Source organism: Gelidibacter sp. (genome assembly GCF_039916245.1).
Classification (GTDB): domain Bacteria; phylum Bacteroidota; class Bacteroidia; order Flavobacteriales; family Flavobacteriaceae; genus Gelidibacter.
In genome coordinates this window covers 1-13,588 of record NZ_JBDSLS010000111.1, presented here as the reverse complement: position 1 = coordinate 13,588, position 13,588 = coordinate 1, and the positions used below count along the sequence as shown (strand labels likewise).

General features: G+C 37.1%; 9 protein-coding genes and 1 pseudogene. 5 read left to right on the top strand and 5 right to left on the bottom strand.

Annotation, left to right across the window (positions count from 1 at the left end; translation table 11 throughout):
- Positions 1–712, bottom strand: a 712-nt coding sequence (locus ABIQ28_RS05845) for an aminotransferase class I/II-fold pyridoxal phosphate-dependent enzyme (protein WP_348035944.1), incomplete at its 3' end; no start/stop codon positions are given.
- 12 nt (positions 713–724) lie between these two features.
- Positions 725–1,825 (bottom strand): acyl-CoA desaturase, encoded by a 1,101-nt coding sequence (locus tag ABIQ28_RS05840; protein ID WP_348035943.1) that lies wholly within the window; start codon positions 1,823–1,825, stop codon positions 725–727.
- 145 nt (positions 1,826–1,970) lie between these two features.
- Between ABIQ28_RS05840 and rsmG the strand changes: the two genes are divergently transcribed.
- Positions 1,971–2,600 carry a 16S rRNA (guanine(527)-N(7))-methyltransferase RsmG gene (gene rsmG, locus ABIQ28_RS05835; protein ID WP_348035942.1) on the top strand — a complete coding sequence of 210 codons (630 nt, stop codon included), beginning with the start codon at positions 1,971–1,973 and terminating at the stop codon, positions 2,598–2,600.
- Between the two features lie 366 nt (positions 2,601–2,966).
- Here rsmG and pruA read toward each other — a convergent pair whose 3' ends face one another.
- The 3 genes from pruA to ABIQ28_RS05820 all read right to left on the bottom strand — a co-directional run bounded on the left by pruA (position 2,967) and on the right by ABIQ28_RS05820 (position 6,710).
- A complete protein-coding gene (pruA, locus tag ABIQ28_RS05830) occupies positions 2,967–4,592 on the bottom strand; it encodes an L-glutamate gamma-semialdehyde dehydrogenase (protein WP_348035941.1) in 1,626 nt (541 codons plus the stop codon).
- A 289-nt stretch (positions 4,593–4,881) separates the two neighbouring features.
- The gene (gene apaG / locus ABIQ28_RS05825; RefSeq protein ID WP_348035940.1) at positions 4,882–5,268 is read right to left on the bottom strand and encodes a Co2+/Mg2+ efflux protein ApaG; all 387 of its coding nucleotides are present in this window, start codon (positions 5,266–5,268) and stop codon (positions 4,882–4,884) included.
- A 188-nt stretch (positions 5,269–5,456) separates the two neighbouring features.
- Entirely contained in the window at positions 5,457–6,710 is a 1,254-nt protein-coding gene (locus tag ABIQ28_RS05820; protein WP_348035939.1) for a type IX secretion system plug protein domain-containing protein, read from the bottom strand.
- A gap of 347 nt (positions 6,711–7,057) precedes the next feature.
- On the opposite strand from ABIQ28_RS05820, the gene ABIQ28_RS05815 reads away from it, so the two are divergent.
- The 4 genes and pseudogenes from ABIQ28_RS05815 to ABIQ28_RS05800 form a co-directional block, all read left to right on the top strand.
- Entirely contained in the window at positions 7,058–10,459 is a 3,402-nt protein-coding gene (locus tag ABIQ28_RS05815) for a hypothetical protein (RefSeq protein WP_348035938.1), read from the top strand.
- A gap of 407 nt (positions 10,460–10,866) precedes the next feature.
- Positions 10,867–12,222, top strand: coding sequence for a Na(+)-translocating NADH-quinone reductase subunit A (locus tag ABIQ28_RS05810; RefSeq protein WP_348035937.1), 1,356 nt, complete (start codon positions 10,867–10,869; stop codon positions 12,220–12,222).
- Between the two features lie 11 nt (positions 12,223–12,233).
- Positions 12,234–13,460, top strand: coding sequence for an NADH:ubiquinone reductase (Na(+)-transporting) subunit B (locus ABIQ28_RS05805; protein ID WP_348035936.1), 1,227 nt, complete (start codon positions 12,234–12,236; stop codon positions 13,458–13,460).
- A gap of 3 nt (positions 13,461–13,463) precedes the next feature.
- Positions 13,464–13,588 (top strand): annotated as a pseudogene (locus ABIQ28_RS05800) (Na(+)-translocating NADH-quinone reductase subunit C); the annotation flags it as partial.

Sequence of the window (13,588 nt, the reverse complement as noted above, 5' to 3'; positions counted from 1 at the left end):
CTTTTGAAACGCCATTCACGGTAACCGTGCGGTCATACATGTCTTCAAATTGTGCCATGCTCGCATGTTTGCCCGTAAAATTGATATGCTCATAAATTTCATCAGAGACCACAATAATATTAGGATGTTTTTGTAACACATCTGCTAAGGCGCGAAGTTCTTCTTTGCTATATACTGAACCGCTAGGGTTACATGGTGAACTGTACCAAAGCATTTTCGTCCTAGGCGTTATCGCAGCTTCCAATTGCTGAGGTGTCATCTTAAAATCGGTAGCAATAGTGGTAGGTACTTCAACAGGTGTACCGTCATTTAGCTTTACCAAATCCGCATAACTTACCCAATATGGGCAAGGTAAAATGACCTCGTCACCTTTGTTGATCAATACCCCGGCAAGATTGGCAAGCGATTGTTTCGCGCCTGTAGATACTACGATTTGATTATGATTATAGGTTAAGCCATTATCACGTTTAAATTTTGTGATGATGGCATCTTTCAGTTCTACATAACCATCAACTGGCGTATAAGAACTGTAGTTCTCGTTGATCGCCTGAATGGCAGCATCTTTTATATAGTCTGGGGTATTAAAATCTGGTTCACCTAGGCTCAGCCCGATGATGTCTTTTCCTTCTGCCCTTAATTCTCTGGCTTTTGCTGCCATGGCTAAAGTGGCAGAGGTAGACATATTTAAAATTCTATCTGAAAGTAAGTTCATTTGAAAAAATAATTAGGCTTGTAGTGCTGGTTTTGATCCCATTTCTTTTAAATATCTGAAATGTGCTGCAATTGCTTGACGCGTCGTTGCATATTCTTTGTAGGGGAGATTGAATTCGAGAGCAGTTTCCTTGACTATTTTAGATATTTTAGAATAGTGAACATGACTGATATGAGGAAAAATATGATGCTCTACTTGATGATTTAATCCGCCAGTAAACCAATTGACAATTTTGTTATTGGTTCCAAAATTGACGGTAGTATTTAATTGATGGATGGCCCAGGTATTTTTCATGGTACCATTTTCTGCTGGAAGTGGCATTTCAGCATCTTCCATAACGTGTGCCAATTGAAATACGACACTTAAGATAAGGCCAGCTACGTAGTGCATGATAAAAAAGCCAATCAATATTTTCCACCAAGCGATATCCGTCAATACTAATGGTAAAACAATCCAAATAGAAACATAAATTATTTTTGAAATGACCAATTTACTCCATTCTGTTCTAGGATTTGGAAATTTACCATAAGATAATTTACGTTTTAAATAACGTTTCATTTGAAGATAATCGGTGGTAATAGCCCAGTTTATAGTCAAAAGACCGTACAGAAATAACGAATAATAATGTTGAAAACGGTGGTGTTTATGCCATTCCGCATGTCTTGAAAAGCGTAAAATTCGTCCAGCTTCCAAATCCTCATCATGTCCGTGAATGTTGGTGTATGTATGATGAAGCACATTATGCTGCACTTTCCAGTTGTATACGTTTCCAGCTAAGATATAAATACTACTTCCCATTAAGCGATTAATCCAATCTTTGTCTGAAAAAGCGCCATGGTTGCCGTCATGCATCACATTCATGCCAACGCCAGCCATTCCCACACCCATGACAACGGTTAATAGTAACATGGCCCAAGTAGGAAGATCAAGAGTAAGAATTAAAAAATAAGGAGTTAAAAACAAAGAAAACATAACCACAGTTTTAACCCATATTTTCCAGTTTCCTGTTCTTCTTAGGTTATTTTCTTTGAAATAATCATTTACACGTTTATTGAGGGTTCTGAAAAATTTTGCAGAATCATTTCTCGAGAAAGATAGAGTTTGCTGTGTCATTGATTTAAATTTATTGTAATAATGACAAAAATTAAGCCATTATTTATAGAAGCGCAAAGATAATCAATTAATGTTTCGATGCTGATAAGAATATGCTAAAAATATCCGTGTAAAAAAGCTTATTTTTGCTGAAAATTTACAGAAAATGCAACTTATTAGAAATTACTTTCCTGATTTATCCGAACTTCAAGTACAGCAATTTGAGCAATTGGAAGAGCTTTATAAAGATTGGAATCTTAAAATAAATGTGGTGTCGCGAAAGGATATTGACGAATTGTATTTGCGTCATGTGCTCCATTCCTTAGCAATAGCAAAGTTGATATCCTTCAAACCTGGTTCTAAAGTGATGGACGTTGGCACTGGCGGCGGTTTTCCTGGTATTCCCTTGGCCATTATGTTTCCAGAAACCAATTTTCATTTGGTAGATAGTATTGCTAAAAAAATAAAAGTTGTTGATGAAGTTGTTGAGGGGCTGGGCTTGACCAATGTTAAAACTTCCAATTGTCGCGTAGAAGAGGTCAATGATACTTATGATTTTATTGTAAGCAGGGCAGTGGCGGCAATGCCAACCTTTGTTCATTGGGTAAAAGATAAAATTGCGAAAAAGCAAAAGCATGAACTTAAAAATGGAATCATCTATTTAAAAGGGGGCGATCTGGCTGATGAATTACTCGATTTCCCAAAATCAACTGTATATGATCTTTCTGATTTTTATAAAGAAGAATTTTTTGAAACAAAAAAACTAGTGCATTTGCCGTTAAAATATAAAGGCTGATTTTAGAATGGAGTTATTGGTCACAATTCTAAGTTAAAACTATGCGCTTTAGTGCATCTCACTTTAGCTTCTAAAAATTTTGACACTAATTTCACGAATTTTCACGGATACATTCGTTCCCTGAAAAAACAGAAGTATATTTCACACGAATGCATAAATTTTCAGTCTGTTTTAAAAACCATTGCCAGGCTGAATGTCGGGATGGTATGGCGTTTTAGTCCATAGTGTGATTTAGTTGGAATGGTTCGCAAGGATCTTAAATATCTAAATTGTGGATAAATTAAGGTGATGCTATTACGTTGAAAAACAAAAAAATCCTCAAACACAAGTTCTGAGGATTTTTTTATAAAATATACAAACGGATTACTAGCCTAAAAATGGATATTTGTAATCGGTTGGTGTTACAAACGTTTCTTTAATCATTCTAGGAGATATCCAACGCAATAGGTTTTGTGCACTACCTGCTTTGTCGTTAGTTCCTGAAGCTCTTGCTCCCCCGAAAGGTTGTTGTCCAACAACCGCACCTGTTGGTTTGTCGTTGATGTAAAAGTTCCCCGCTGCATTTTGAAGTGCTTTAGTGGCTTCGTCTATAGCATATCTGTCAGTGGCCATAATCGCACCTGTTAGTGCATATTCACTGGTTTCATCTACGAGTTTTAAGTTTTTGCTAAAATCTTTATCCTCATACACATAAATTGTCATCACAGGACCAAAAAGCTCAGTGCACATGGTTGTGTATTTTGGATCGGTAGTTTCGATGATAGTTGGTTCAATAAAATAGCCTTTGCTCTTGTCATAATTTCCACCGGCAATAATGGTCGCATTTTTATCTTTTCTGGCTTGGTCAATATAGTTGGCCAATTTGTCAAAAGAAGCTTCATGGATCACTGCAGTCACAAAATTGCTCATGTCCTCAGGAGATCCCATGGTGACTGTTTTTAGGTCCTCAACGACGTAGTCTTTGACTTTGGTCCAAATGCTTTTTGCAATATAAGCTCTTGATGCTGCACTACATTTCTGACCTTGAAACTCAAAAGCACCTCTTACAATAGCAGTGGCTACTTGCTTAGGATCGGCAGTATGATGAGCGACGATAAAGTCTTTTCCACCAGTTTCTCCAACAATTCTTGGATAGGTTTTATAATTCGCAATATTGTTTCCGATTTTTTTCCATAATTCTTGAAAAACAGAAGTTGATCCTGTATAGTGCAATCCAGAAAAATCAGGACTTGCCATAATCGTATCCGTAATCATTGCGGCATCGCCAAAAACAACATTGATAACTCCTGCAGGAACGCCAGCCTCTTCAAAAACATCCATAATCACTTTAGCGGAATAAACTTGATGATTACTTGGTTTCCAAATGACCACATTCCCCATCAAAGCCATACATGATGGTAAGTTACCAGCGATTGCCGTAAAGTTAAATGGGGTCACGGCGTAAGTGAAGCCTTCTAAAGGACGGTATTCAATTCGGTTCCAAGCGTCACTTGTACTTTTTGGTTGATCATTGTAGATCTCCGTCATATACTGAACATTGAATCTCAAAAAGTCAATAAGTTCACATGCCGAGTCAATTTCAGCTTGATGGATGGTTTTAGATTGTGCAATCATGGTAGCCGCATTGATTTTTGCGCGGTAAGGCCCGGCAATCAACTCAGCTGCTTTAAGAAAGATGCCTGCGCGATGTTCCCAAGGTAATTGAGACCATGTTTTTCTTGCTTCAAGAGCTGTTGCAATCGCCTCCTCAACATGGCTTTTTTCAGCCAAATGATAAGTTCCAACCACATGTTTATGGTCGTGCGGTGGAGACATGGTTGTCGTGGTTTTGGTTTTTACATATTTGCCGTTGATATATAGAGGTACATCAACTTTGCTATTGAACATTTTAGAATATTCTGCTAAAACCGCTTCACGTTCTGATGATCCTGGAGCGTAAGTCTTTATCGGCTCATTTACAGCCACTGGTACCTTGAAAAATCCTTTTCCCATGAGTATTGTAATTTTGAATGTTTAAAATTTTAAGTGGCGAAGGTACAAAATTTAGGCCGTTTTTTAATGGAATGGTTTGCTAAATGCTCGTTAAATCTATATCGTATTTTTCACGTTGTAAGAACAATGCAATAGATAGTACTGTCAGAAGTTAACCAGATTAGACAATTTTAAACTCTTCTCAAAGCCGAGACATGTTTCTTATAAAATATTTCAAAAATGAAGATAATAGCAATAGGAAATGTGCGATTCCAAAAGCGTCGTGGTGAGAGCGAAAAATGAAAGTTGATTAATTGAGCGCAAAAGGCGCACTTAATTTGAATGAAGGAATATAAACTTTGAAGGTGTTGGAGTTTGTGAAATTTATCATATTAAAATGACCCTGCATCGCGCCGTAGGGCGACGATAGTAAACAGCCCGAAGTATAACTGTGTGTTTCTCCAGGTTTTAAAACAGGTTTTTTGCCAATGACACCTTCGCCCTCAATGATTTCTATATTATTTAAAGCGTCTAAAATTCTCCAATGACGCGTGTTCAATTGTACAGAATTTTTGCTTTGATTTTCTATGGTTACTTTGTAGCCAAAAGCGAAATGGACTTTGTAGTTTTTATAAAAGGTGCCTTCAAAGGTGGTTTCTACGCTTATTTTGATGCCACTTGTAACTTGCTGGACCATGATGATTTTTTTTTGAGTATAGCTAAAATAGGATAATTTTCAACATTTGCGTAATTTATTCCGTTTAAGATGTAACACTGTCGCTCATCTGCATAATTATAGTGGAAAACACCTTTAATAAGGACTGTAAAAAGCGATTGTTTAGAGCTGTGGAAAAAAACAAACGGGGAATTTTTAAAAATTATAAATTAATTCGAGATATTAACGGAAGATGCTTCGCCCAAGCCAATCAGTCGGTCGTAGCGTGCACCTAAATCTTTATAATACACCAACACTTTGTAATTGTTTTCGGTTTGATAAAAATTACCGCTAATAGCTCCTTCGTCGAGGGTGCCGTTCTTGTCGGTCACGACATATTTATAGTTATAAAAACCTTGTTTTAAGCGAAAGGCACATTCGTATAAACCAGTTTTGGGATTCCATAGAAGTTTATTTTCTGGTTCCAGGGCATAATTGTTGAAGTTCCCATACACATAAACCGATTGGCCCTCCATAAATTCTTGCTGTTTAAGCGCAAAATGAACCATCGTATAATCGGCTTCAATGGAAACGTCGTGAGCATCGACAGCGGTGATCAAAAAGTTACCATTGATATCAGGGTTGTAAGTGTAAAGTTGGTGAGCTCGTGGCGTGTTGACAAAAAGATAAGTATTATAAATATCCTTTAAATCAATGAACTGCACCCCCATGTTGGCGGCTCTGACATCTTTGGTTTCGAAATACAAATACTCGTTACCACCCCAAAAGCTAGTTTCTGAAGTGTATTTGTAAACGAGTTGATTTCCCAAGGTATATTGTGGTTTGACGTTTGAAATAGCGGTGTTGAGATTGTTGTTCTGGACAATCAAAGTTTTAACGTTTTCCAGCGGATTGTTAAAATTAAAATTTCGGTTGTTGATCACAATATCCACGGATTGTTTGGTATCAATAAATTTGACATCGCGCGAACGTTTAATGGCGACTCCAACACTCACAAGGTCTTCATAAACCATGAACTTTCTTGAAAAAATGAGTTCGTCATCATCATTCCAGATACTTATCAGATAATTTCCCGTAACTAATAAGCCTTTAGTCTGCTGATTGGGAATTTGAAGCTTATAATGCGAATATATTTGATAGGTATTGAACGAGTTTTTATAGTCTTGAATGCGTTGGTTGTCAAAGCCTCGCAAGTATTCTGATTTCACTAAATCGGATGGCGTCCAGTCATAATTAAAATGCTCAATCACATAGTAGAAATCGGACTCTAAGCCGTTAAGCGCATTAAATTCCAATAATAAAGGTTCTCCCAGTCTTAAAATGGGCAATTGGCTTTCATTGGTGTTGCCCTTGAACATAATGGTTTTTATATAATTGGGTGGTGCGGTTTCATAAACCTGGGCGGACATGACAATGGCAGAAAGCAATGCGATGAATTGGGAGGAAAATGCTTTGAAGGTCATTTTAATAGTGTTTTGAAGTGTAAAGATACGCAAAAATCATGCCTGAAAATGGGACGTAAGTTTCGCATAATTTGTAGGGATTTTATTTATTTACTATGTTTTTTATTATTTTAATGGTCAACGTTTTAGCTGTTTTTGCGAGTTTTATAAATCCTGTAAAAATCTGTTGTAATTAGAATTGTATTTCAGCAGTTTTTTTGAGCACCATATCTAAAAGTTTTCTTTGATTGCTGAATACTGTCGAGATTTGTATTTCCAGCTTAATTTTAAATATTACACTTTTTTGGGAGTGCCCTTCCTGAAGGATTTTTAGAAATAATGGGCGTTCAACTTAATCTTCGGTATTTATGAAAACAAAAATTACGCCTCACCACTTCATTATTGATAATTTTAAATGGTTTTTGATTTTATTAATGCTGTTGTCATGTTTAGAATCTATTGCTCAGGAATTCCCAACTTATTTTATTGTAAGTAGTGTGGCTCCAACTAGGGTTACACTACAATCAAAGGTTGTTATTACTGCGGACCCAGGAACTATTCCTCCTAGTAACAGGTTCACTACTTTGACTTGTGAAAACATATATAAGGATAGTAAAGCCACTTTAGACGTTGATACAGGACGTACTGTAGTGACTATTACAATTGCGCCATACTTTAATCAGGCCAATGGCATTAACATTCCTTTAGATAGTGATGTGGGGCCTAATGCGCTTAAAATAATTGGTAAAGATGTTTATATTGGTTCCTATGCTCCAGAAAACCAAGTTTTTCTTGAATATGTGTTACCTACTTCTAGAACTTTAATAGACTCATCAAGCAATATGGTAAAAATCACTGAGATTTTTACGACATTCAATGGATTTTGGAGATCTAGCGAATGGAAGAACAATCCAACTGATCCAACTAAAATGCCAAATACTAGCCACGATCTTTTAGGTTTTACTTATAACGGAGTTATTTATTCAACAGGGGTGAATGATGCGCTACTCACAACAAGTGTGACGCCTGACGAAGCTTCAACAATTAGTTACCAAACTTTTAAAGCTTATTCCACTAATGGAGTTTCGGGAAACACAACTACAGATAATTATTTAGCCATGGCAGATATGATCGACGGCAAGCTAAATCAAACTGTTTTGAGTTCTTCCATAGAAAACACCAGTATATATAGCGTTCTGATTGATGGGGTTAATGGCTTGGATTTAGGTACTGGAGTTACCAATTTTAGTAAAACTACTAATGTGAGTTTTTACAGCGGAAACGGAAATGTTGGTGCTATTGAAGATGAAATACCGGATTTGTTATTAACGCAAATTGCAGAACCAGGTGGCGCGGATGTATATTATTATTCTGATCATTTGGGGAATGTTGTTGGTAGACCAGTCAGTTTACTAATTTCAAATCAGAAAACTAATGGGTCCGCACTACTGGCTGAATGGTCATTGGATTTTTACAAGATGACCAGTACCACATATGATCTATCCGTGCCAACAAGTGGTGTAGAAATAACTTCAAGGAAAAGACCATTAAGAATGGCCGCTTTTAAATTAAACGAGTTCGAAATCAATGCATCAAACATAGGTTCTGTAAGCAATATTAAAATGGCGGCAGGAGGGGGTGCTGATCTCGCGTTTATCGCTTATAATAGAGCAGCATTTGACATTAAAACTCCCGTTGTAAAAAGAGCGCCAATTTCTCGTTTTGTGTGCAAATTGCCGAGCTCATCAACTATAAATTTTAATGCCGAAGGCGCAGTAGATGGAGGTTATAGTACAACAAATCCAATTCCTGCGGGTGAAGTATTAAAGTATAGATGGTTCAAAAACCAAACTTTAATTTCTGGAGCTACCACCAATGAGTATACAATACCTTTTTCACCCATTACTTCCGATGAATTAGGAACATATAAGTTGGAAATCTCAAATTTAAGAGGGGCGGTGATTCTTCCTGTTAATTTTTCTGAAGGAGGTGTGCCTGTAGTTTGGAATGGTGCCACATTTGATTTGCCGCCCGCTTATATCGCTGCGGGTGTAACAGTAGCAAATGCTGACAGAAATTTGATTTTTTCCAGAACTTTACCATATAATAGGCCTTATGACTTAGAAGGTTGTGATTGTCTTGTGCCGGCAGGCAGTACAGTTACAATTCCGGTGGGGAACACGCTTAAGCTTTATAATAATATTGTTGTGGAAGGTATTACTAATGTTCTTGATGAAAATGACCTTATAATTGAAGAGATTCCTGCCGGCACCTTCATTCTAGAGGACGGTGCTAGCTTAATCCAAACAAAAGATGTAACTGTAAATGAAAACAGTGGCAATATTATTGTGAAAAGAGAAACTAAGCCTGGGACTATAAAAAAGTTTGATTATGTTTATTGGTCGTCCCCAGTTGCGGGTTTCAATGTGAATAGCATAGAGGGCTCCCGTAGATACGAATGGGACGTTACCGTTGACAATACTAATAATGGAACAGCCGGCACCTTTGGCAATTGGATTGCCCCATTGGGATTAGGAATTATGACGCCAGGTAAAGGTTATATTGTAAGAGTGCCATCCTCAGTTCCAGAAACCCCACCTGTTAACTATATCCTTAATAATACGTTTGAGGGCGTCCCAAATAATGGGGATTATTATGTTCAAATTAAAACCACGCCTCCAGGCTCCTCTATGAATCCAGTTAATCAACATTGGAATTTAATTGGCAATCCATATCCGTCCGCCATAAATCCGTCTAAACTTTTAAGTGATAATATAGATGTTCTTAGCGGAGTGTTACAGGTATGGACTCATAAAAATGCCATTTCTGAAACGCCACTCAGACCGTTTTATCAAAATTTTAAATTGAAATACAGCGACGATTATCTGACTTATAACCTAACCGCTTCCACAGACAAAGACTTTAAGGGTTATATTGCTTCAGGCCAAGGATTTATGGCTCAAGTCGAAGCGGATCCAACTAATAAATATGTAAAATTCACAAATGCAATGCGCTTTGGGCCTACTGGTGAAAGTGCATATGATAATACGCAATTTTACAGAGGTACAGGCAGCTCAAATACGTCTTCAAATGAAAGTACTGAAAAGCAGCTGATTTGGTTGGCATTAACCGAGGAGTCCCAAATGGCCACTGTAGCAGTAGTAGGTTACGTTGAGGGCGCAACTAATGGAAAAGACAAATTATATGATGCAAACTCTGGACCAGGTAGCATGCGGTTGTACTCAGTTCTGGAAGATTCAGATTTCCTTATTCAAGGTCGTGCACTTCCTTTTGAAGATAGTGATAAGGTGTCTTTGGGGATTGAAATTCTAAAAAACGGCATCTACAAAATCGGCATTGACCACCTCAAAGGCAGCCTCATGCTCAACGAAGACCAAGGCATTTATTTAGAAGACACCTATAATAACGTCATTCATAATCTAAGAAATTCGCCATATAGTTTTACGGCTAACGCAGGAGATGTTAAAGATCGTTTTGTGTTGCGATATACCAACAAAACCCCTTCTGTAGATGATAATCAGATGTCAGAAACCTTTGTCTATGTTAAAAATGAGCAGCTTTACGTCAAAGCTTCAAAAAATATCGAATCAGTGGTGGTGTACGATCTTACTGGTAAAAAATTGATGGACTATAAGTTGGAGGGCTTTGCCGACAAGTTCAATTCGCAATTCCAATTTCCAAAAGGGGCATACCTTACGGTCATTAAATTAGAGAATACGGGTTTAATTACTAAAAAAGTGATGAATTAGAAATCCAATTCATAAATTATATAATTAAAAAAACCATTAAATCCATCTGACTTTAATGGTTTTTTTATGTCTTCAGGTTACCTTGAAAAATGATGTATTCATGATTATGATAAGGTTATGGCGAATTAGATTTTGAAAAACTTTTTAGCCTAAAAATAAATGGGATTGCTGAAATTCACTTAAATTTGATAGGATTTTTAATTCGATCAACATAAATGCAAAATTTGATGGTTCACTATTATTCAGACGGTTGTAAATGAAAAATAAAATTCAAATTTTACGCAATCGTTAGCGTATAATTTTTATGATAAAAATCATGTAATCTGTATTATTAATTTGTAAATTTGCACCGATTTTTACTGTAAGAAAATCGCATAATTGTAACTATTAACCAATAGACTTATAATATGTCAAACGACATTAAGATTAAAAAAGGTCTCGATATCAAACTTAAGGGTATTGCTGAAAAAACAACCGAAAGGGCCGTTTTAAGCAATTTTTATACCCTCAGACCTGAAGATTTCCACGGTGTTATTCCAAAACTAATTTTAAAAGAAGGAGCAAAGGTGAAAGCTGGTGAACCTATCTTTTACGATAAAACCAATGAGGCTGTGAAATTCGTTTCGCCAGTTTCAGGGGAAGTGATTGAGATAGCAAGAGCGGAAAAGAGACGCATTGTGGGCATTAAAATTCAAGCAGACAAGGAACAAATTTACCATGACTATGGCAAGTTGAATGTTGCTGCTGTAGATGCTGATACCATAAAAGCACATTTATTGGCAACAGGTTGCTGGGCGTTCATCAAACAACGACCTTACGACATTATTGCCAAAACAGATCAAACACCAAAAGCGATTTTTATCTCGGGTTATGCCAGTGCGCCTTTAGCTGCGGATTTGGACTATGTACTGCAGGGTAAGGAAGCTGAATTGCAAGCAGCAGTTTCAGCATTGGCTAAGTTAACTCCTGGTAAGGTGCATGTGAGCGTTGGTCACAATTCAAACTCACCGTTTGCTGGGCTTTCTGGAATCTCTTTACACAAAGTATCTGGCCCACATCCGTCAGGGAATGTTGGAACGCAAATCAACAAAATTGATCCTGTCAACAAAGGTGAAACCGTTTGGACAGTTGCCGCACAAGACTTGGTAATTATTGGAGAACTTTTGCTTACCGGTAAATTCAATGCAGAGCGTATTGTGGCGCTTGCAGGTTCATCCGTTAAAAAACCACGTTACTTTGTTACCAAAATTGGTAGTGAAGTGGCGACGATGGTCTATGATAATGGGGTGGAGCAAAATGGCAACGACCGTATTATCTGTGGCAACGTTCTGTCTGGAAAACAAGTGAAACCAGATGGCTACTTGGATTATTACAGTAATTTAATTACAATAATTCCTGAAGGTAATGATTATGAGTTATTTGGATGGAACAAACCTGTGTTTGATAAGCTTTCTATTACCAGAGCACTTACGTTTTCATGGTTGACACCAAATAAAACCTATGACCTAGATACGAATATGAATGGTGAACACCGAAACTTTGTGTTGACAGGTAATTATGAAGAGGTATTCCCATTGGATATTTTCGTCATGCAAATCTTAAAGTCTTGTTTGTACAAGGATTTAGATGAAATGGAGGCTTTGGGAATGTATGAAGTTGCTCCAGAAGATTTTGCTTTGACTGAGTTTGTATGTGTGTCTAAACAACCGCATCAGCACATTATTAGAGAAGGTTTGGATTTAATGATAAAAGAAATCGGTTAATATTAAAGACAATGGGTTTAAAACAGAACTTACATAATTTAAAAGCGAAATATAAGGGAACTAAAATGGCACCTGCCTTTAACGCCCTTCATACTTTTTTATATACACCTAATGATACCGCACGTGGTGGCACGCATATTAAAGCAGCTGATGATTTAAAGCGTACCATGAACACGGTCATTATGGCTTTAATTCCATGTTTGATTTTTGGTATGTTCAATACCGGATATCAGCATTATTTAGCAACGGGAGAAATTGAAGCTGTATCTAATGGCTTTTTCAGTAGTGAATTTTGGAATTTACAAAACTTCAATTTAGGCTTTTGGAAAGTATTACCGCTAGTTATTATTTCTTATGGTGTTGGATTAGGGGTTGAATTTATTTTCGCCACAATAAAAGGACACGAAGTTGAAGAAGGATACCTTGTAACTGGGATGCTTGTGCCATTAATCATACCAATCGATACACCATATTGGATGTTGATAATCGCTGTTATTTTTGGTGTGGTCATCGGGAAAGAAGTATTTGGTGGTACGGGAATGAATATCTTAAATCCGGCCTTAACCATTAGAGCGTTTTTATTCTTTGCTTATCCTACTTGGATGAGTGGTGATAAGGTTTGGGTACAAGGCGCTGTTGAAAGAACTAAAGAAATTGCAAATGGCTCTACGGCCGATGCTATTTCTGGAGAAACAATCCTAGGTAGCTTGGCACAGTCACATCCTGTGGATTACTCCATATTAGATATGTTCTTTGGGTTTATTCCAGGATCTATTGGCGAAACGTCGACGCTTTTAATCCTCTTGGGTGGATTGTTCCTCATCTTCACAAAAATAGCAAGCTGGCGAATTATGCTCAGTTCCGTTATTGGAGCTTTGGTAATGGGTTATATTTTTAACATCGTTGCAGACTCAGGATGGATTACCCAATCGAGCAAATTTTACACTTTAATGAATACGCCTTACTGGCAACATTTGATCATGGGCGGTTTGGCCTTTGGTATTGTGTATATGGCTACAGATCCGGTAACTGGTTCACAGACTAACAAAGGGAAATGGATTTACGGATTCTTGATTGGTTTTATTTCGATCATGATCCGCGTATTTAACCCAGCCTATCCAGAAGGTGTGATGTTGGCAATATTATTAATGAATGTATTTGCTCCTACTATTGATCATTATGTTGTTAAAGGTAATGTCAATAAAAGATTAAAAAGAGCGAAACTTAAAACAGCTTAAATTATGGCAATCGATACAGATAAAAATAGTTATACCATTATTTTTGCCATCGTTATGGTTTTGGTGGTTGGTTCTATACTTGCAGGTCTTGCGCAAGGTTTAAAACCTATGGTGCAGGCTAATCAACG

Bases quoted from the DNA above. Each gene is read 5' to 3' on its own strand.
- ABIQ28_RS05840 (WP_348035943.1), bottom strand. From the start codon at position 1,825: ATGACACAGCAAACTCTATCTTTCTCGAGAAATGATTCTGCAAAATTT.
- rsmG (WP_348035942.1), top strand. From the start codon at position 1,971: ATGCAACTTATTAGAAATTACTTTCCTGATTTATCCGAACTTCAAGTA.
- pruA (WP_348035941.1), bottom strand. From the start codon at position 4,592: ATGGGAAAAGGATTTTTCAAGGTACCAGTGGCTGTAAATGAGCCGATA.
- apaG (WP_348035940.1), bottom strand. From the start codon at position 5,268: ATGGTCCAGCAAGTTACAAGTGGCATCAAAATAAGCGTAGAAACCACC.
- ABIQ28_RS05820 (WP_348035939.1), bottom strand. From the start codon at position 6,710: ATGACCTTCAAAGCATTTTCCTCCCAATTCATCGCATTGCTTTCTGCC.
- ABIQ28_RS05815 (WP_348035938.1), top strand. From the start codon at position 7,058: ATGAAAACAAAAATTACGCCTCACCACTTCATTATTGATAATTTTAAA.
- ABIQ28_RS05810 (WP_348035937.1), top strand. From the start codon at position 10,867: ATGTCAAACGACATTAAGATTAAAAAAGGTCTCGATATCAAACTTAAG.
- ABIQ28_RS05805 (WP_348035936.1), top strand. From the start codon at position 12,234: ATGGGTTTAAAACAGAACTTACATAATTTAAAAGCGAAATATAAGGGA.